The organism is Lactiplantibacillus sp. YT640 (assembly GCF_049745435.1).
Lineage (GTDB): Bacteria > Bacillota > Bacilli > Lactobacillales > Lactobacillaceae > Lactiplantibacillus > Lactiplantibacillus plantarum.
In genome coordinates this window covers 71,345-90,812 of sequence record NZ_JBMNVY010000008.1, presented here as the reverse complement: position 1 = coordinate 90,812, position 19,468 = coordinate 71,345, and the positions used below count along the sequence as shown (strand labels likewise).

Sequence of the window (19,468 nt, the reverse complement as noted above, 5' to 3'; positions counted from 1 at the left end):
TTTTCAGAAAAGAAACGTGAATTTTTTGTAAACCACCGGCATAATTAACCGGCGCATCGATTTTGAATAAGTGTGGTCTTGACGCTGGGGCGCCGGCGCTAGTTTTGGCAAGACGTTAGTGAAAGGGGGGGACAAGCCATGATGATCTTTAGACAACAAAGACCCCGGCATGCCGGGGTCTTGTCAGCTATTTTTAATTGTTAGTTCAAGTTATTTGCTAGCTTTAACGGTTTTAAGCATGCTCTGAATGGCATTGGCTTGATATTGAGCAGCCGCTGCTTTTTGAACTTTTGCGAGTTGCGCTTTGCTCATTGTCGGGTTCTTGACCATTGCGGCCTTGACCTGATTAGTCACGTAGACTTTAGCACGCGCTTTTAATGTCGCTTGCTGTTGCTTCATCAATTTACTGAATTGTTTAGCTTGGGTTGTGCTAAGTACGACCCAGTTCTTATTGATATAGAAGTAGTTGGTTCGCTTGATCAACTGTTTGTCATTGTTGGCTAAGCCAAACCAGAACTTCATGGCGTTACTCTTATAAGTCCACCGTGTCGTCTTAGTAACTAACTTAGGTGTCGCGGTCGTCGTCTTAACTTGGTTAGCAGTCTTGACGCTGGCTGTCGTATGGCTAACTTTTTTCTGATTAGTGGTCTTTTTATAAATATAGACCCGGTGCTTGTCAGCGGTACCCACACTTTGATAGAGCAATAAATCAAGTTGCTTGCTACTACCAGCAGACTTTAATGATTGCGTGGTGGTCGTCGTTGTTTTGACCATCCCGTAATGTTGACCATCATTCTTGGAGACGAAGACGATCGAGGTCACTAAGAGTGCCGCAAAGATAACGGATAGGCTGATTCGTAATGTGTTTTGGTGAACGTAGATAAATGATAAGAAGAGCGCGATTGCGCTAACAACGAGTAGTACGAGAATCATTAGTCGTTCACCTCCTTAGTGTTCATTACTGGCTTAACGGAATGCTGCTTGCCTTTCATGAAGAACGCGACGACGAGCCCGACAACTGAGAAGCCCACGGCAACCCAGAAAGCCGCGTGGTAACCATTTAAGGTTGCGTTGAAATAGCTGTTCTGATAACCAAGTGGATTGCTCTTAATCAAGCTATGAGCTGGTTTTGTGGCGTCCGTAACGTTTGATAAGACGGAAGTCAAGATGGCAGTCCCAATGGAACTAGCGATTTGACGCGTCGTGTTGTTAACGGCAGTCCCATGACCCATTAGTTCAACGGGAAGGGCGTTCATCCCAGCGGTAGTTGCCGGCATCATGACCATGGCAATCCCAAACATCCGAACGGCATAGAGAACCACGATGTAAACCGTTGCGGTATTACGAGTAATGAAGGCAAATGGAATGGTCCCGATTGTCAGTAAAAACATCCCTAAAATTGCCAAGCGTTTGGCACCAAAACGGTCAAAGGCCCGGCCGGTAATTGGACTCATAACCCCCATCATTAGGGCACCAGCTAATAGTGATAGCCCAGATTCAAAGGCGGAGAAACCATGAATAATTTGCAGGTAAAGTGGAATAACCATTTCGGCCCCTACCATGGCCATGTTAGCAACTGAGCTCAAAATAGCTGCAATTGTGAACTCGGCATGCTTGAAGACCCGTAATTGGAGGAATGGATTTTCCATCGTCAATTGACGCCAAATAAAACCAATGATGAAGATAACACCAATAATTAAAGTTGAGAGAACCACGGTTGACGTCCAGCCATTGTCACCAACGGATGAAAAGCCGTATAGTAAGCTCCCAAAACCAATGGTAGAAAGTACCAAGGATGCAAAGTCTAATTTTGGCTTAGACGTTTCCAAGACGTTGGCCATGAAGAAGAAGCCAGCGATTAGAACGATTGCGACGATTGGAACGATCAAACCAAATAAATCACGCCATGATAAGTTGTCGATAACCCACCCAGATAAGGTTGGACCGATGGCTGGGGCCAAACCGATAACAGTTCCGGCAGTCCCCATGGCAGCCCCACGCTTATCAGCAGGGAAGATAGATAGCATAATCGTTTGAAGTAATGGCATGGTGACCCCGACCCCAACGGCTTGGATCAAACGCCCAGCCAATAAGAAGCCAAAGTTTGGTGCTGTCCAACAGATAATAGTACCCACTTCGAAAATGGCCATTGCGGAAAGATATAACCATTTAGTGGAAATCCGTGAACTTAACCACGCACTAACGGGAATCATAATCCCGTTGACTAACATAAACCCGGTTGTTAACCATTGCACGGTCGACGTTGTGATGTCGAAATCTTTCATCAACGTTGGGAAGGCAGTGGTTAAAATCGTTTGATTAAGAACGGTACAAAAAGTACCAACTAATAAAACTGCAATGAGCAAGCCACGGTTATAAGGCTTCCCATGCGTATCAACAGGAGTTGACAAGTAAATCCCTTCTCTCTAAAAAAGTACGTTGTCTAATATAATCGGATTTATCGACTTTGTCAACAAACTTGACATTAATATTAAAAATAATATACTGAGTATTGAAAATGTTAGAAAAGAGGTTGACCCGTGGATAAGCAAGAAGACGGTGTATTTTTTAAGAAATTTAAAGAACAGCTGGGTAAGCATCAATTCACAATCGGAATTAGCGATTTGGCGAAGATGACCGGCGTCTCTCAGACACAGCTACGTTACTGGGAACAGAAAAATTATATTCATAGTCTTAAAGTGAGTGAGAAGAATACCACGCATCGTTATTCGTATGGTATGCTGATGCGTGTTCATTTTATCAAGATGATGTTAGACGAGGGTTTTACACTGGCAGCGGCTGTCGAGCGGGCCGATGGGTATAATAACCAAATGGAAATGATGCGCATCTTTATGATGACGGCTTTTCAAGGAATCGAAGAACGGGATGGTCACCACATGGTCAAGTTGGGATATTTTGACGAAGCGAAGACACAACAGCTTTATTGTTATATTCAAGATGAGACGCCACATTATCGACTTTATCCCGTTAAGTCAGAGCGCTAGCAACCTTCAGCTTGTGTAACCGATTAATTAATGTTAAATTTAAGTTGGTAAATGTCGGTAAGTCACTTGGGCATTTAAGTTTCCCGTTCGTCAACCGATCTTATGGCTGGGTTGACCGTTGTCATGTTGGTCGTGTTTTGAAGTTTAACTTTGCAAAAGGATTTACAACGGAGCGCGAATAAGCGCTGAGAGATGCCTAGCTAGAACTAGGTAGTAATCGTGCATAAAACAACGTGTAATTGAAACTAGTAGTAGTCTTCAATCGCCCGGTGATGATATTTACCAGAGGTCCCAAGTGCTGCGGGAAAGCTTGGGGCTTTTTTGTACTTTCGTACGTTAAAACGTAATCTATCAGTGTGGTTATCAACAAAAAAGAGACCGAGTATCAACTCAATCTCTTTAAATAATCTATAAGTACGCGTGGTGCTTGTCTTTCATTTAGTATTAATTCTACTTCTATATGAAATAATCACGAGTAGCGCGCGTTAATTAAGTAGGAATTGTTAAGATGTCGCAGTTTGAGCAAACTTGGCGGCTAACCATTCATTCCATGGTAGTGCTGGATTACCACTAGTAAAGTATTGTTGATCGAGTCGATCAATCAAGTTGACGTAGGCGGTAAATGAAAAACTAACGGTGTCACTCAAGCGCTGAGCCTTGGTCATGTAGCGGCCGTAAGTAAGGTGTTCATTGATGTCTGTCATATAGCTGGCAACATCATAGTTGGACATCATTTCAAGGTTGTTAGCGTCAAAAAGTGGTAAGTAGAATGCGGCAAAGTCTTCAACTGCCTTGTGCTGCAAAGAACTATCCAATTGCGTAATTGATAATTGAGCATCATCATTCACGATGCGGTTCCTCCTTAGTTGAACAAGCACGTTTCTAAATTAGTAACCAAATTGGTTATTTTGCGCTACAATTAATTATGTCACGATTAGGCAATTATTTCAAAGCTTTGTCGTTATTAGAGACTAGAACTGGTGTCTCAATTGTAGTAAGATGTTAGAATTATATTAGAGAGAATCAGAAGTAACTATTTAGTTGAGGTGAAGAATATTCATGACCCCCATGAAGGAAGATTACTTAAAAATTATTTTCGAGCTTGGTGGTACGAAAAAAAAGGTGTCGAATAAGCAAATTGCCTTAAGTTTAGACATCGCGGCCGGCTCTGTAACGGAGATGGTCGGTAAATTAGTTCAGGAAGGCTTGGCTAAGCATACCCCGTATGCTGGGATTTCGTTAACAAAGAAAGGCATTCGCTACGCTGAAACGTTAGTTCGCAAGCACCGAATCTGGGAAGATTTCTTAGTTGATAAATTGGATTATGATTTGCCAGACGTGCATACGGAAGCGGAAGTGCTGGAGCATGTGACCAGTGAACGACTAGTGGATTCTTTGGAAGCCTTTTTAGGCAATCCGACGCATTGCCCGCATGGTGGCGCGATTCCCGATAAGGATGGTCATTATCAGGAAGACAGTCATGTGAGTTTAGCAGATACGCAGGATGGCACAACGGTTACGATTGAGCGATTTATTGATAATCATGATTTATTAGTTTATTTGCATGATACACCGCTCAAGATTGGACAGCAGGTCACGGTTTTAAAGCACGATCCATTTGAAGGTCCTGTTACCGTTTCCATTCAGAAAACGGGCGAGGAAATCCCAGTTAGCTATAAAGCGGCGCACAATGTCTTTGTAAAGTAAGCATGCGGCACCTATTTCCGAACAAACCTGTTAATTGTTAGTTAGTTATTCTGTTTCATTTATCATCACATAAACATTTCATGGAAATCATGGTGTTTGGCTACCCTTTTTAGAAACAATATGCTACAATTGTTCTTGTAGCTTGGTTAGGTAATTTTGGTCAGATCGTTTCAATAAACTATCCCCATTTGTACCGAATCATGATTTACATTATTTTATACGTGCAAAATGCACTAGGAGGATTTTTTATTATGGAACACGGAACAGTTAAATGGTTCAACGCTGATAAGGGTTTTGGTTTTATCACTCGCGAAAACGGTAGCGATGTATTCGTACATTTCTCAGCTATCCAAGAAGACGGCTTCAAGAGTCTTGATGAAGGCCAAGCTGTAAACTTCGACGTTGAAGAAAGCGATCGTGGCCCACAAGCAGTTAACGTTACAAAAGCATAATTAACAGCTTAAATGGCTTAAACCGGTGATGAGAATTAATTCTCATCACCGGTTTTTTTGTCGTTTTGCAGCGGATGCTTAATTATCGTAAATAAGGCTTTACTAACAGCCAGACATTGGCTAAAGTAAGAATCATTAGAGAATGTAATTCTGATTATTAAAGGGTGGGATGACAGTGACAACCGATGAGATGATTATTGCGACTTGCTTGAAGGCTGGTAAAATCATGGTCGAGAATGGTTCGGAGATTTCGCGAGTAGATGATACGATGATGCGGATTGCTCAGAATGCGGGGGTTGTTGCTGCCAATACCTACGTGACGATTACGGGTGTCATGATGTCGATTCAAGGACGTAATGCAACGCAGATTGCCGCGGTTAACCAGCGAACGATCGATCTTGAAAAAGTGGCACAGGTCAATCAGTTATCCCGTGAATTTGCGGCTACGACCATTGATTTACCAACTTTATATCAACGGCTTAATCAGTTAGATGCAGCTTCGCGCTCATTTCCGTTGTGGTTGCAGTTGGTCGGTGCAGCCTTAGTCAGTGGCCCCTTGATGATTATGTTTCGTCAGGAAATTGTTAATACGTGGCCAACTGTTATTATTGGAACATTAGGTTACTTGGTCTTTTATCTGCTTAACCGGTATCTTAAAATTAAATTTTTGAGCGAGTTAACGGCGGCACTTCTAATTGGGTTTGGCGCGGAATGGGTGTGTCAGATTGGGTGGGGAACCAATGTCAATGATATTATTATCGGGTCGTTGATGCCACTAGTGCCCGGAGTGCCATTAACAAACGCCGTACGAGATACTCTGGCTGGTAATTTCGTCAGTGGGCCTGCACGTGGCGTGGAAGCGATGCTGAGTGCGGCAGCACTAGGCTTTGGGATCGCCGTTGTCATTACATTATTTTAAGTACGGGCACTAGCCTGGGTATTCGGAGGGATCATGATGGGCACAATTGGACAATTAGTGCTGGCTTACATTGCGGTACTGGGGTTTGGCCTGATTATTAATATTCCACATCAAGCGTTAAACGTTGCGGGCTGGATTGGTACCCTAACGTGGGGTGGCTATTTGATTGTTCAGGCTTTTGATGGTGGGGTCGTCTTAGGAAGCTTAATTGGCTCGGTCGGTATTGGCGTCCTCAGCAGCTTAGCAGCTCGCTACAAGAAGATGCCCGCTATTATCTTCAATATTCCGAGTTTAGTTTCATTCGTGCCCGGCAGTCAGGCTTATCAGATGGTGCGTAACTTTGCGCTGGGTAATTATCGTGAGGCGGTTTCATTCACGTTGCAAGTGATTATGATTACTGGTGCGATTGCATTGGGATTCTTATTAGCTGAATTACTCAACCGGCTTATCGCATTTTGTATTCGCCAGTGGCGGTTGCACCGATTGGAGTCGTAACCTAACTGTTGGCTGATTAGTTGTGAATCGTGAACAAAGTTTGCGGACGCTAAGACTAAGCGCCATAAATAAATTCCGCCAAAAGTGGTGGGTTAGTGCGACTAATTTGCCGTGTGCCAGCGTTCTGAATAGTTACGCGCTTAGATTAGTTATTACGACTCGCATTCAATACAGAAAAAGGCGCCAACTGAACTGCTCTACTAAGCAGTTCAGTTGGCGCCCTTTTTAATTAGTTAGCTGAGACATCGCAACAAGTAGTCACGACTCTTATCATCAAATCAGATGGTTAGTTTTGGTTAGCAAATTTTTCGCCGGTTGTCGCAGCCTTTAAATTAAGGGACTTACGTAAGACGTTCGTGACCCGTTGCTTTTCAGATTGCGAAACAACTTCGAAAGACTGACCATCAATCATCTTACCAGTACCCTGGGCGTGATCAGAGACGATATTCTTGGTTGCACTACGGTAATTAGTGACGATACTAGTTAAATTACCGAATGTTAAGTCAGTCCGTGTTTGTTTAGCAAGTGAATTTAAGAAATCTTGTTTAAGCAAGTTGGAAGCACTGGCGCTTTCTCCGATAATGGCGGCAATTAATTGCCGTTGCCGCTGTTGCCGACCATAGTCGCCGAGTGGATCATCATAACGCATCCGGGAGTAAGCCAAGGCTTTGGCACCATTCATATGTTCTTTTTGGCCCTTAGTAAAGGTGTAGCCTTCGTAGGTAAATGTCCGAATTGGAGTAATGTCAACGCCACCGATTTCATCCACAACTTTTTTCATGCCACCCATGTTGATCAGGGCGTAATAGTCGATTGGAACGTTCAACCATTTTTGAACGGTCTTGATGGTCGTTCCGGCACTACCATAAGCGTAGGCAGCGTTTAACTTAGTCGGGAAGTCCTGTTCGAAGCCGGAGACAGCTACTTCAGAATCACGTGGTAAACTCATCAGGGTCGTTGTCTTAGTCTTGGGGTTGATCGTTGCTAAGATGATCGTATCGGTCCGGCCTTTATAGTTCCGCCCGAGGGCCCCGGTATCAGTTCCGAGTAATAGGATCGAGACGGGTTTCTTGCCATTCAATACGGCGCTCGTATTCCGACTCTTTTTAATACCACTACTCTTGAAGACGGTGTCGGCCGCATTCTTGGCGTTAAAATAAGTTCGCGCGGCAAAGGCCCCGGTCCCAACTAATAACACGGCAATAATGATTAAAACGGTATTGCGAACGGGGTGCTTCTTCTTGGGCCCGTTGCCGTTCCCCTGTGAATTGTTTCCTTGTGATTTCTCACGATGCATTTCTGAGCGACTTGGCATGTCTTCCATGAACTCTTCCTCCAATGGTAATAGTTATTCATAGTTTAGCATTTTTTCGGGTCAGCGGGAACTGAATCCACGTAAGATTTAGCTTGATTACCGATGACTGTCAGATAAATCATAACCTTTTTGTTAATAAAACGTGATTAAAATGGGAATTCTTTGTTTTTTTTTAAGGTTCCCTGAGAGATATTAATGATTCGTTCAGTCGATTAATAGACTATGGTATAATTTTGTTAATTTTAATATTAAATGGGGGTTCTTGTTTTGATGATCGATAAGTCGCGTAGTCGGCCGATCAAGTTTGTCATTGGGGTAATTTTATTTGCCTACTTAAGCTATTTTATTAGTGACGGCGCGGTTGGTATTGATTTACTAGATGTGGCCTTAACGTCGCTGGTCCAAATTAGTAATAGCGGTATTTGGACGGTATTTTATAAGGTGATTGCTTGGTTGGCGTCACCCGGAATGGACATTTTGTGGATCGTCATCCTGGCGTTTCTAATGTACGGATTTAAATATAAGATTCAAGCGTTCTGGACGCTAGCATATATGGTTGGTTCAATGGCGTTAGGCTTTATTGTCAAGCACATCATCGGCCGAGCGCGACCAATTGGTCATTTAGCGCAGGATACCGGATATAGTTATCCCAGTGGTCACGTTTTAGGAACCTTCGTGTTGGTCAGCGTGATTATCATGTTGATTGTTCCTGAGTTGCCAAGTTATCGAATGGCAATGATCGTCAAGTGGGTGAGTGTCGTATGGTTAGTATTGGTCATTTTCTCACGTATTTACTTGAATGCACATTATCCAACTGATACGATTGGGGCCGTGCTATTGGCATGGTCTTGGAGTCAAATCATGCAATGGTTCTACGTTTTCTGGGCACCAGGATTATTGAAATGGCCGTTGTTTTATCGTTCATATTTATAAAGACAATTAACAAACTTAAACTAATCTATTATTTAGCAGGCAACCGTGTCACTAAATAATAGACTCAAAATAAAAAATCGTTTGCTTTAATCGACACTACTCGGCTGATTGCGAGAAATTGATCGAAGCAAACGATTTTTTGTTTACATCTATAAAATATTAACTAGCAACGACTGGTAATGAACTAACGATTATCAGCTAGCCATTCAAGTGCTAATGTTAACCAGTGGGCGACGTGCGGCTGATTGGCGTCTGGTTTCCATGCTGTTTGTGCATTCGCAAGGGCTAGTCCGTGTGGGCCATGTTTAAAGACGTGTAGTTCATAAGGAATCTTAGCAGTTGCTAACGCAGTCGCGTAGGCAAGCGTATTGGTTGCTGGAACAATTGGGTCGTCAGCCGTTGTCCAGATAAAAGTCGGCTGATTATCTGAATTGACGTGTTGGTCAGCGGCCAGTTCATTCGGCGTTGGTGTCCAGGTAGCCAAGGTCGCGTCATCCTTGGGAAAACCTAGCAATGGACTGATGACTGGATAGCCGAGTACCACGTTATTCGGCTTTAACATGGCGGGCGTTACGTTTAATTCAGTTGCCACGCGGGTCGCCCAGTAATCGTTATACAGTGCCACAATGTGACCACCCACGCTAAAACCAGCAGGCGTGATCTGTTGCGGATCAATATGCCATTCGGCCGCGTGTTGACGAAGCAAGTTGACTGCTCGTCCTAAATCTAATACGGGTGCTAATCCGAGTGGTTGTTGATCAGTGAGTAGCGTATATTCCAAGTAAAAGGCCTGGTAACCGTGCCCAGCGAAAGCCATGGCGAGACTCTCTGCTTGCGCCACTGGAATATGCGTGTATGAGCCGCCCGGGACGATAATAATGGCGGGTAAGTTCGTTTGGTGTGCGTTCGTATCCGGTTGATGCAAATAACCGGTCAATTGCGCGCACGTCGCTGTTAATTTTTGCTTAATAACTTGCATGCAATCACCTCAATTTGATATGGTTAACATAACTATTATAACGCAAGTCAGGTGGAACAGATATGGGCATGGTTACGGTTACAACTCGGAATGAGCAACTCGAGTTACGGCCATTTACGTTGGCAGATACAGAGGATTATTATGACTTAGTTCGTGATCCGTCAATTGCGGCATCGGCGGGCTTTACGCCAGCGCACAGCTTAGTGGAATCCGAATTCTTATTGAAACAGCAAGCGAAGTTACCACAGATTTTTGCGATTGAACTAACAGCGATCCACCGCGTGATTGGCAGTGTGGGGTTGTATGAGCGCATGAGGAATACGGGCGAACCAGCAACTTTAGAGATGGATCTCGGGTATATGTTGAACGCTCGATATTGGGGGCGGGGCATTATGACGGCAGCAGTTGCACGTATTTTACGATACGGGTTTGAAACGCTTCATTTGCGGCGGATCACAGCCAGTTGTCTAGCTAATAATCCGGCGTCTAAGCGAATCTTAGAGCATGCTAATTTTCGACAGTATGATGCTGTTCGCCATCCAGATTACGCCCCGTTTGGCGCTGGTCAGACGGAGTTATTCTTTGATTGTGTGGAATTAAACCTTTAGGAGGTGAGTTAATGCAACTCGCAAAATCGTTTGAACAGGCCGCCTGCGTGTTGGTATTGTTGGCTACGCAGCAACCTGAGATTCCGTTGACTGCGGATGTCTTGCACGAGCGAATTGGTGGTTCCGCTTCGTATATTCGGAAGATTATTCGTAAATTAGTAGTGGCAGGACTGGTCACGTCCACCAGTGGAAATAACGGGGGTGTCCACTTGGCACGCTCACCTGAGGACATTTCAATTACAGATGTGGTCGCGGCCATCGAGGGGACGTTGCAGACCTTTCCGAATTATGGTTATTTTGACCGAGTATTTAAGGACGTTGAACCGGTCGCTCATGAAGGGACGAAAGTGGTCAACGGGATTTTTTCGCGAGCGGATCAATTATGGTTAGATTTTTTAGACCAGCAAAAACTGGCGACGTTGATCAAGAAATTATTAGTTGTTACTCAAATCCCAGTGTTGGATTGGACGAATTACTCAGATGATAAAATGGCCCAATTAAATGCGTTGCTTAGTCGGATGCGGGCACATAAGTGAGACGCCGTACAAACTCGATAAAAATTGGGAGCGGTTTCGCTTGGTAAACCAATATTGACGCGCTTTTGCCAATCGGGGATCATTTTCAAAATGATACACTTTATTTCACAAGGCTGAAAATGCTGTTATTAAAGCGTTTTTTATGGTATTCTAACAATGAATTTCACAAGATAGAGGGGAACAACATGCCAGATAAGAAATATTACGGGGCCGATGCGATCGTCGACAGCCTTGTAAACCACGACGTTAAGTACGTATTCGGGATTCCAGGCGCTAAGATCGATCGGGTCTTTGAGCGCTTGGAGCACCCAGTCAATCCGAAAAGTCCGCGGTTGATCGTGACGCGGCATGAACAGAATGCCGCGTTTATCGCTGCCGGAATCGGTCGGATTACTGGGAAACCTGGTGTAGTGATGACAACATCTGGCCCCGGTGCCAGCAATTTAGCCACGGGGCTCGTAACGGCAACTGCTGAAGGTGACCCAGTCTTGGCAATTTCTGGTCAAGTTCAGCGTGCTGACTTGTTACGGTTGACCCACCAAAGTATGAATAACGCGGCACTATTTAAGCCGATTACAAAGTACAGTGCGGAAGTTCAAGAACCGGAAAACATTTCGGAAGTGCTCGCAAACGCCTACCAAGAAGCCACAGCTGCTAAGCAGGGTGCCAGCTTTGTTAGTGTGCCACAAGATGTCACTGATTCGATTGTACGCACACCTGTTATTACACCAATCCAGGCACCTAAGTTAGGACCTGCTAGCCCGGTCGAAGCCACGTTATTAGCACAAAAAATCAAAGCAGCTAAGTTGCCGGTCTTGCTAGTTGGGATGCGGGCTTCTTCACCAGAAGTGACGAAAGCAATTCGGAACTTGGTGGCTGCTGCTAATCTACCAGTTGTCGAGACTTTCCAAGCGGCAGGCGTGATCTCACGTGATTTGGAAGCCAACCATTTCTTCGGTCGGGTCGGGTTATTCCGTAACCAACCAGGGGATATGTTACTAAAGAAGTCCGACTTAGTGATTGCGGTCGGTTATGACCCGATTGAATATGAACCCCGCAACTGGAATGCGGAAGGCAAATCCCGTATCGTGGTTATCGATGCAATGCGCGCTGAAATTGATCATAATTTCCAACCGGAAACCGAATTGATCGGTGATATTGCCCAGACGTTAGACTTTTTGTTGCCGTACATGAAGGGCTATGATATTAGCGATAGTGCGCGAGCTTACTTGGGTGAATTACAAGAACGGCTTCAGACGCGTGATTTCGTACCTAATATTGATAAGCAGTCCAAGTTAAATCATCCGCTGTCAGTAATTGCAGCCTTACAACAACGGGTCAGTGATGACATGACAGTGACGGTCGATGTCGGCAGTCATTATATCTGGATGGCGCGTCACTTTCGGAGCTATGAACCACGGCACTTGTTGTTCAGTAATGGGATGCAAACGCTAGGGGTGGCCTTACCTTGGGCAATTGCAGCGGCTTTGGTTCGTCCAGATACGCAAATCGTATCTGTCTCTGGTGATGGTGGTTTCCTATTTTCCGCCCAAGAGCTGGAAACGGCTGTTCGACTGAAGCAAAATATCGTTCATTTGATCTGGAATGATGGCACCTACGATATGGTTAAATTCCAAGAAGAAATGAAGTATGGTGAGGATGCAGCGGTCCACTTTGGTCCAGTTGATTTTGTGAAGTATGCTGAAAGCTTTGGTGCGACTGGCTTGCGGGTAAACCAACCTGCTGATTTGGAAAAAGTGCTTGATCAGGCCTTTGCCACGGATGGTCCAGTTGTGGTGGATATTCCAATTGATTATTCTGATAACAAGGCGTTAGGTAAGACAATGTTACCAGACCAGTTTTATTAAAATTAACATTAGTGACCGGTTGTCAAAAGATGGTCGGTCAGATATAATGGTTGAGTATATCGAAAGAAGAGGATGCGGTTAACAATAGTAGCCGGCTGGAAGTGGGTCACCACTTATGAAGGTCAGTGAACGGGGCAACCGCCGAAATCGATGGATCAGTGACCGATTCATCCGTTGGGTCTTGGTTGAATAAATCAAGGACTGTCGCAGCTAGAATAGTTGCGGGGCGCTATCGACGATGAAATCAGCAACTATGTCAATCAATCTGATTAAAGTCTTTTTGCGCACGTTATCGTGAGGCAGAGAGGCTTTTTATTTTGATTGTGCTAACCTGAATCGGTGTGAACACTTTTAGATATAAATCGATTTTTGGAGGTTCTGCAATGGCAGAAAAACAACATCAGGAAGTGCATCGTTCCTTACAGACGCGGCATTTATCCATGATTGCATTAGGTGGTAGTATCGGGACCGGGCTGTTTGTCGCGTCCGGTTCGGCAATTTCAACGGCTGGGCCAGGGGGAGCATTACTGGCCTACGTTGGTATTGGAGTGATGGTTTACTTTTTAATGACTAGTCTGGGCGAAATGGCAACTTATTTGCCCGTTTCAGGTTCGTTTTCCACGTATGCCACTAAGTTTGTTGACCCGGCACTTGGGTTTGCGATGGGCTGGAATTACTGGTTCAACTGGGCAATCACGTTAGCGGTCGATATTAGTACGGCGGCGATTGTCATGCAGTTCTGGTTGCCATCCGTGCCGGGGTGGGTTTTTAGTCTGATTGCGCTCGTTTTGATTTTTACGATCAACGCGCTGTCAGTCCGGTCGTTTGGAGAAACTGAGTACTGGCTTTCGCTAATTAAAGTGGTGACCGTGCTCGTATTCTTGGTTATCGGTGTCTTGACGATCGTGGGAATCATGGGCGGTCATGCCACTGGCCTCAGTAACTTTACCTATAAAAAGGCACCATTTGTTGGTGGAATTCCAACGATTTTGAGTGTCTTCGTGGTCGCTGGTTTTTCGTTTCAAGGAACCGAATTAATTGGGATCACGGCCGGGGAGTCAGCAACACCGGAGAAAAGTATTCCGGCGGCTATTAAACAAGTTTTCTGGCGTATTTTGTTATTTTACATTTTAGCCATTTTCGTGATTGCGGCGATTATTCCTTATACGTCGAAAGATCTTCTAGGGTCATCAGCGAGCGATATTGCCATCAGTCCGTTTACGTTAGTCTTTAAACGGGCTGGGTTGGCGGCTGCGGCCAGTGTGATGAACGCAGTGATCTTGACGTCCGTATTGTCAGCTGCTAATTCGGGGATGTACGCCTCGACACGGATGTTATATTCTTTGTCATTACAGGGTTATGCCCCCAAGACATTTGGTCGGGTCAATCGTCGTGGGATTCCAATCATGGCATTATTAGGAACGACGGTGATCGGATTACTCACGTTCTTGTCGAGTCTATTCGGTGAACGAATTTATATTTTCCTCGTTTCGGCCAGTGGGTTAACGGGCTTTATCGCTTGGCTAGGAATCGCTATTTCGCATCTGCGTTTCCGTCGCGCGTTTGTTAAGCAGGGTCATCAATTGAGTGAATTGCGGTACCATGCCAAGTGGTTCCCATTTGGCCCGTGGTTCGCCTTTATCTTGTGTGTCGTGGTCATTATTGGTCAAGACTTACATTCATTTGCAACGCTTGATTGGCAGGCTATTGGGGTGACCTATATGAGCATCCCGTTATTCATCATCTTGTATGTCTATTATAAGATTCGTCACCATACTAAGATGATTCCACTAGACAAGGTTGATTTGACACGCAAACGGCACCATCAAGATTAAGCACGCACTTTGATAGTTTGAGTAAATGCGGTTGACACTGGGTCAATCGCATTTTTTGACGGCGAGAGTTGGGCCTGTCAACTCAAGGCGCGGTCGTATTTTTAGGTGTCCTGATTTATGCTGATAACACTGCTCACAACAGATGGTCACGGCGGATCGTTATGAGCGGGGGCTTGCACGATTGTAATGATAGCAAGCGGCAAATTGAGGGTGCGCTAATCTGATATCTATGGTAATTTGATAGAATGAGAATATGGAATCATTAAAAATTCGCAAACTTATCCTTAAGAATAGGCTAGTCGGCTATGACTATGCTAAGCTGAAATGAGAAAGGCAGCGAGAGAGATGTTAAAGAGAAATTTGTTAAGAGGTCTAGCATTAGTGTCATTAGCAGGTGTCCTGGCTGGCTGTGGTGCTAGCCAGTCGACGTCTAAAGCGACTAGTAGTTCTACGAGTGCTAAGTCGACGAAGACGCAGACCAAGCGGCAACGACTGATTAGTGCCTTACCGAAAGGCGTTAAATCGACCGATAGCGACTTAGTGGTCGTCAATAAGTGGCATAAGCGCGCTGAGATGACATTTAATAAGTCGAGCGTGGATGGTATTGAAGTCCGTAGTTCTATCGTCAAACCATTGGAAGCCTTTCTAGCGGGGGCAAAAAAAGCCGGCTATCCAGCAACAATCGTGTCTGGGTATCGCTCAGTCGCTTATCAAAAAGAGGTTTGGGATCAGTCGATTCAAACCTATGAGAATCAAGGAAAATCAGCCAAGGAAGCCTTAAAGCTGACTAAAGAATATGTCGCAGTTCCTAGTGGTAGTGAGCATGAAACTGGTCTCGCAGCAGATATCATGAACACGCACTGGTACAGCACTCATGGTAATCAATTATTGTCATCATCCGACAAGAACAAGGGTCAGCAGTGGTTGATTAATCACGCGGCGGACTATGGATTTGTGTTGCGCTTTACTAAAGATGGTAAGCAGTCGACCGGGATTGACTATGAATCTTGGCATTTCCGTTACGTTGGTAAGGCGAGTGCGGAATTCATGACTAAGCACAATTTGACTCTCGAACAGTACGTCAGTTTGCTGCAAGCTCGAGAAAAGGCGGCCAAGTAATAAGCTAGCCGTATTATTGATGGCCCCAATTAATACCATTTATGGCGTACGTTAGGAATTAGCTAGCGTGCGCTTTTAAATTGTCTTCGGTTTAGCAATGTGGGTTCGTCTCAACTGAGTATTATTTGGTCACGACACGTTGTCACTTGATCATGCTGGTCAGAGGCCGCACTCAAAGCTGAAGTGCCACCAGCGCCGGCTTGGGTAACCCAGTGTGTGTTAGTGAGTTGCTTGGATCGCTGACTAGTGCGTCGCAGTTGTGGCTGGTGCGAAGTTTTTTACTGAATTAACTCACCAGATATTGCATTTTAAGACGTGGGTGCGTACAATATGTAGTGTTGCTTTTAGAGATAATCAAAATTTTGACGTGATTAAAAGGAGAGACGCCCCATGCTTGTAATGTCAGGAACAATCGGTGCCGGCAAGACGAGTTTAACGCAGTTAGTGGCTAACCACTTTGGTTCTAAAGCGTTTTACGAGTCAGTTGATGATAATCCCATTTTGCCGTTATTTTATAAGGATCCTAAGAAGTACGCCTTCTTATTACAAATCTATTTTTTAAATAAACGGTTAGACAGTATTAAATCAGCTTTTGCTAACGATCTGGACGTCTTAGACCGGTCGATTTTTGAAGATTCATTATTATTTCATTTGAATGGTGATCTTGGCCGGGCGACGAATACCGAAGTTGACATTTATGATTCATTATTAGATAACATGATGCAGGAATTGCCAGAAGCGTCTCATCAAAAGAGTCCTGATTTACTTATTCATATCAATATTTCTTTTGATACGATGCTCAAACGAATCCAAAAGCGGGGCCGTTCTTACGAACAAATTGATCAAGATCCTGATTTATATAAATATTATCAGACTTTGAATGAACGCTATGACGACTGGTACGCTAATTATGATCATAGCCCGAAGATGCAGATCGACGGGGATCAGCTGGACTTTGTCGCCGATGCGGATGCGCGTAAGGAAGTCATTCGGTTGATCGACGAAAAAGTGGCTAGTTTAGGCTAGTTGCCTTTTTAGAATCAATGTTTTATAGTAGACAGTGAATATTAAACACGGCGCGTTTTTAAGTAGACGTTCAGAGAACCGGTGGGTGGTGTGAATCGGTAGTCGAAACTCCGGCGCGACAATGTGGGCAGGTAATACTGCACGGCACGGCCGTTATCCGTTTAAGGGTGGGATTAATCATGATCCTGAACTTGGGTGGTACCGCGAATCGCAGTCTCTTCGTCCCAATTGGGAGGAGAGACTGTTTTTATTTACGATTAAAAGTGAAAAGGAGACGTCGTTATGTTAGATGTTAAAATGATTCGTCAAAATCCAGATTTTGTAAAAGAACAGCTTGGTCATCGGGGCGTTGCTGCGAGTGACATCGATGATTTATTGGCCGCTGATGAAAAGCGTCGTGAATTGATCGCCAAGAGCGAACAATTGAAGTCGACGCGTAACCAAGTTTCAGGCGAAATTTCACAGAAGAAGCGGAACAAGGAAGACGCTAGTGCCGAAATTGCAGAAATGCAAAAGGTTAGCGCCGATGTGAAGACGTTGGATGAAGAACGGCGGACAGTCGATGCCCAAGTTCAGGATATGGCTGCACATTTACCAAACATGCCCCATCCCGACGTACCAGTTAGCTTGAAAGAAGAAGATGCCGTTGAATTACGTCGAATCGGGACACCACGGCATTTTGACTTTACGCCGAAAGCACATTGGGATATCGGTGAAGATTTAGGCATCTTAGACTTTGAACGCGGTGCTAAGGTTTCTGGTAGTCGTTTCTTATACTACGTGGGCGATGGTGCTAAACTGGAACGCGCCGTTTACAACTTTTTCTTAGACCAGCACGAAGCTGAAGGGTATACGGAAGTTTTGCCGCCATACATGGTCACTGATGAATCTATGTACGGTACCGGCCAATTTCCTAAGTTCAAGGAAGACGCTTTCCGGATTACGACGCAAGATTTGACGTTGATTCCAACGGCCGAGGTGCCATTAGTCAACTATTATCGTGATGAAGTTATTCCGGCTGAAAAATTACCAGTTTACTTTACGGCCTTATCACCAGCCTTCCGTGAAGAAGCTGGTAGTGCTGGTCGTGATACGAAAGGCTTGATTCGCTTACACCAATTCAATAAGGTTGAAATGGTTAAGTTCACGAAACCAGAAGATTCATGGGATGAATTAGAGAAGTTGACCAACAATGCCGAATCATTGCTAAAGAAACTTGGGTTACCATATCACGTTATTACGTTAACGACTGGTGACATGAGCTTCACAGCTGCCATGACACATGACTTGGAAGTTTGGTTCCCAGAACAAGACAAGTACCGGGAAATCTCGAGTTGTTCAAATTGTACTGATTTCCAAGCTCGGCGGGCGCACATTCAATATCGCGATGACGATGGCAAATTGCAATTCGTTCATACTTTGAACGGGAGTGGCTTAGCTGTCGGTCGGACCGTTGCGACCATTTTGGAAAACTATCAAAATGAAGATGGGACGGTTACGATTCCGGATGTATTAGTTCCATATATGCACGGTAAGACGAAGATTGAAAAACAAGGTTAATTGAGATGAAGTTAGCGAACTCGCAGTGATGCGAGTTCGCTTTTTTTGCATAATTAATGAGTATTAAAAGGAACTGTCGATTTTAAAATGTGAGTGGAAATAACGGCCGAGTTGACTAAATAATTGCGGGACGGGCAGAATGTCGGGACAACATTTCAGGCGCAAAAGGGCGAAAAAGCTGGGTTTACTGAAATTTATTCACCTTTTTTTGAAAATAGGGTTTGCTATTTTCGGCTACCGTGCTATAATATTTCTTGTCGGAAAAATATAACTTGTTTATCCAGTAAAAAGTATATTTATCCATTTATTTGAAAAAAGTTGTTGACAAGTATTCAACATGATGATAAAGTTAAATAGTTGTCAAGGCATACCAGTAAGAACTGTTTGAACCGGCAACAAGGCATGATTAACATCATGCGGGTGTGGCGGAACTGGCAGACGCGCTAGATTTAGGTTCTAGTGTCTTACGACGTGGGGGTTCGAGTCCCTTCACCCGCACATGCCGACTTAGCTCAGTTGGCAGAGCATCTCACTAGTAATGAGGAGGTCGGAGGTTCGAATCCTCTAGTCGGCATTTACAATTTAATAGCTTTATTATGCGGAAGTAGTTCAGTGGTAGAACATCACCTTGCCATGGTGGGGGTCGCGGGTTCGAATCCCGTCTTCCGCTTTTAATTTGCCGGGGTGGCGGAATTGGCAGACGCACAGGACTTAAAATCCTGCGGTTAGTGATAACCGTACCGGTTCGATCCCGGTCCTCGGCATTTTAAATAAGCACCCATAGCGCAATTGGATAGAGTGTCTGACTACGAATCAGAAGGTTGTAGGTTCGACTCCTACTGGGTGCATTAGTATCGGGAAATAGCTCAGCTTGGTAGAGCACCTGGTTTGGGACCAGGGGGTCGCAGGTTCGAATCCTGTTTTCCCGATCGTTTAACACAGTCTTAGTTAAGTGCTAAGGCTTTTTATTTAATTTTCTCGGGAAGTAGCTCAGCTTGGTAGAGCACTACGTTCGGGACGTAGGGGTCGCAGGTTCAAATCCTGTTTTCCCGATTACGGTTAAACCAACTAATCCAGTCATTTGGCTGGATTTTTTTATGGCCTTTTTTGT

General features: G+C 44.5%; 18 protein-coding genes, 7 tRNA genes and 1 riboswitch. Of the genes, 20 read left to right on the top strand and 5 right to left on the bottom strand.

Features of this window, described 5'->3' with window-relative positions; all coding sequences use genetic code 11:
- Window positions 1-210: 210 nt before the first annotated feature.
- Together ACOV1R_RS07775 and ACOV1R_RS07770 are read right to left on the bottom strand one after the other, a co-directional pair.
- On the bottom strand, window positions 211-933 hold the full coding sequence (locus tag ACOV1R_RS07775) for a DUF4811 domain-containing protein (protein ID WP_003641222.1): 723 nt from the start codon (window positions 931-933) through the stop codon (window positions 211-213).
- Entirely contained in the window at window positions 933-2,411 is a 1,479-nt protein-coding gene (locus ACOV1R_RS07770; protein ID WP_128485062.1) for an MDR family MFS transporter, read from the bottom strand. Before ACOV1R_RS07770 ends, ACOV1R_RS07775 begins: the two co-directional genes overlap by 1 nt.
- Window positions 2,412-2,540: 129 nt before the next feature.
- Here ACOV1R_RS07770 and ACOV1R_RS07765 point away from each other — a divergent pair, with 129 nt between their 5' ends.
- Window positions 2,541-3,005 carry a MerR family transcriptional regulator gene (locus ACOV1R_RS07765; RefSeq protein ID WP_003641224.1) on the top strand — a complete coding sequence of 155 codons (465 nt, stop codon included), beginning with the start codon at window positions 2,541-2,543 and terminating at the stop codon, window positions 3,003-3,005.
- 503 nt (window positions 3,006-3,508) lie between these two features.
- Here ACOV1R_RS07765 and ACOV1R_RS07760 read toward each other — a convergent pair.
- Window positions 3,509-3,853, bottom strand: coding sequence for a hypothetical protein (locus ACOV1R_RS07760; protein WP_003644081.1), 345 nt, complete (start codon window positions 3,851-3,853; stop codon window positions 3,509-3,511).
- Between the two features lie 211 nt (window positions 3,854-4,064).
- Here ACOV1R_RS07760 and ACOV1R_RS07755 point away from each other — a divergent pair, with 211 nt between their 5' ends.
- The 4 genes from ACOV1R_RS07755 to ACOV1R_RS07740 all read left to right on the top strand — a co-directional run bounded on the left by ACOV1R_RS07755 (window position 4,065) and on the right by ACOV1R_RS07740 (window position 6,578).
- Window positions 4,065-4,712: a metal-dependent transcriptional regulator gene (locus ACOV1R_RS07755; protein ID WP_003641226.1), complete on the top strand. Its 648-nt coding sequence runs from the start codon at window positions 4,065-4,067 to the stop codon at window positions 4,710-4,712.
- A 251-nt stretch (window positions 4,713-4,963) separates the two neighbouring features.
- Window positions 4,964-5,164 (top strand): cold-shock protein, encoded by a 201-nt coding sequence (locus ACOV1R_RS07750; RefSeq protein ID WP_003641227.1) that lies wholly within the window; start codon window positions 4,964-4,966, stop codon window positions 5,162-5,164.
- A 169-nt stretch (window positions 5,165-5,333) separates the two neighbouring features.
- Window positions 5,334-6,083: a threonine/serine exporter family protein gene (locus ACOV1R_RS07745; protein ID WP_003641228.1), complete on the top strand. Its 750-nt coding sequence runs from the start codon at window positions 5,334-5,336 to the stop codon at window positions 6,081-6,083.
- 33 nt (window positions 6,084-6,116) lie between these two features.
- A complete protein-coding gene (locus ACOV1R_RS07740) occupies window positions 6,117-6,578 on the top strand; it encodes a threonine/serine exporter family protein (protein ID WP_003641229.1) in 462 nt (153 codons plus the stop codon).
- A 286-nt stretch (window positions 6,579-6,864) separates the two neighbouring features.
- Here the strand turns inward: ACOV1R_RS07740 and ACOV1R_RS07735 are convergent, their stop codons facing one another.
- Window positions 6,865-7,902: an LCP family protein gene (locus ACOV1R_RS07735; protein ID WP_217203154.1), complete on the bottom strand. Its 1,038-nt coding sequence runs from the start codon at window positions 7,900-7,902 to the stop codon at window positions 6,865-6,867.
- 261 nt (window positions 7,903-8,163) lie between these two features.
- Between ACOV1R_RS07735 and ACOV1R_RS07730 the strand changes: the two genes are divergently transcribed.
- The gene (locus ACOV1R_RS07730; protein WP_003645492.1) at window positions 8,164-8,826 is read left to right on the top strand and encodes a phosphatase PAP2 family protein; all 663 of its coding nucleotides are present in this window, start codon (window positions 8,164-8,166) and stop codon (window positions 8,824-8,826) included.
- 184 nt (window positions 8,827-9,010) lie between these two features.
- Here the strand turns inward: ACOV1R_RS07730 and ACOV1R_RS07725 are convergent, their stop codons facing one another.
- On the bottom strand, window positions 9,011-9,805 hold the full coding sequence (locus tag ACOV1R_RS07725) for an alpha/beta hydrolase (RefSeq protein ID WP_003641232.1): 795 nt from the start codon (window positions 9,803-9,805) through the stop codon (window positions 9,011-9,013).
- A 62-nt stretch (window positions 9,806-9,867) separates the two neighbouring features.
- Here ACOV1R_RS07725 and ACOV1R_RS07720 point away from each other — a divergent pair, with 62 nt between their 5' ends.
- From ACOV1R_RS07720 to ACOV1R_RS07655, 14 genes are all read left to right on the top strand, one after another.
- On the top strand, window positions 9,868-10,413 hold the full coding sequence (locus ACOV1R_RS07720) for a GNAT family N-acetyltransferase (protein ID WP_015379987.1): 546 nt from the start codon (window positions 9,868-9,870) through the stop codon (window positions 10,411-10,413).
- An 11-nt stretch (window positions 10,414-10,424) separates the two neighbouring features.
- Window positions 10,425-10,949: an Rrf2 family transcriptional regulator gene (locus tag ACOV1R_RS07715; RefSeq protein WP_021357514.1), complete on the top strand. Its 525-nt coding sequence runs from the start codon at window positions 10,425-10,427 to the stop codon at window positions 10,947-10,949.
- Between the two features lie 185 nt (window positions 10,950-11,134).
- A complete protein-coding gene (gene alsS / locus ACOV1R_RS07710; protein ID WP_003644083.1) occupies window positions 11,135-12,817 on the top strand; it encodes an acetolactate synthase AlsS in 1,683 nt (560 codons plus the stop codon).
- A gap of 58 nt (window positions 12,818-12,875) precedes the next feature.
- Window positions 12,876-13,057, top strand: a riboswitch (Lysine riboswitch).
- A gap of 143 nt (window positions 13,058-13,200) precedes the next feature.
- Complete coding sequence (locus tag ACOV1R_RS07705) at window positions 13,201-14,652, top strand: amino acid permease (protein ID WP_045352617.1); 1,452 nt, start codon at window positions 13,201-13,203, stop codon at window positions 14,650-14,652.
- Between the two features lie 381 nt (window positions 14,653-15,033).
- Window positions 15,034-15,771, top strand: a complete 738-nt coding sequence (locus tag ACOV1R_RS07700) for a M15 family metallopeptidase (protein WP_013355333.1) — start codon at window positions 15,034-15,036, stop codon at window positions 15,769-15,771.
- A gap of 390 nt (window positions 15,772-16,161) precedes the next feature.
- Window positions 16,162-16,797, top strand: a complete 636-nt coding sequence (locus ACOV1R_RS07695; protein WP_003641239.1) for a deoxynucleoside kinase — start codon at window positions 16,162-16,164, stop codon at window positions 16,795-16,797.
- 282 nt (window positions 16,798-17,079) lie between these two features.
- Entirely contained in the window at window positions 17,080-18,357 is a 1,278-nt protein-coding gene (gene serS / locus ACOV1R_RS07690; protein WP_217203152.1) for a serine--tRNA ligase, read from the top strand.
- 416 nt (window positions 18,358-18,773) lie between these two features.
- Window positions 18,774-18,855: transfer RNA gene (locus ACOV1R_RS07685), tRNA-Leu, on the top strand.
- A gap of 3 nt (window positions 18,856-18,858) precedes the next feature.
- Window positions 18,859-18,931 (top strand) — tRNA-Thr (locus tag ACOV1R_RS07680).
- A 24-nt stretch (window positions 18,932-18,955) separates the two neighbouring features.
- Window positions 18,956-19,027, top strand: a tRNA-Gly gene (locus ACOV1R_RS07675).
- Between the two features lie 8 nt (window positions 19,028-19,035).
- Window positions 19,036-19,121: transfer RNA gene (locus tag ACOV1R_RS07670), tRNA-Leu, on the top strand.
- 10 nt (window positions 19,122-19,131) lie between these two features.
- A tRNA-Arg gene (locus ACOV1R_RS07665) sits at window positions 19,132-19,205 on the top strand.
- 7 nt (window positions 19,206-19,212) lie between these two features.
- Window positions 19,213-19,286: transfer RNA gene (locus ACOV1R_RS07660), tRNA-Pro, on the top strand.
- Between the two features lie 50 nt (window positions 19,287-19,336).
- Window positions 19,337-19,410 (top strand) — tRNA-Pro (locus ACOV1R_RS07655).
- The last annotated feature ends 58 nt before the right edge of the window (window positions 19,411-19,468 follow it).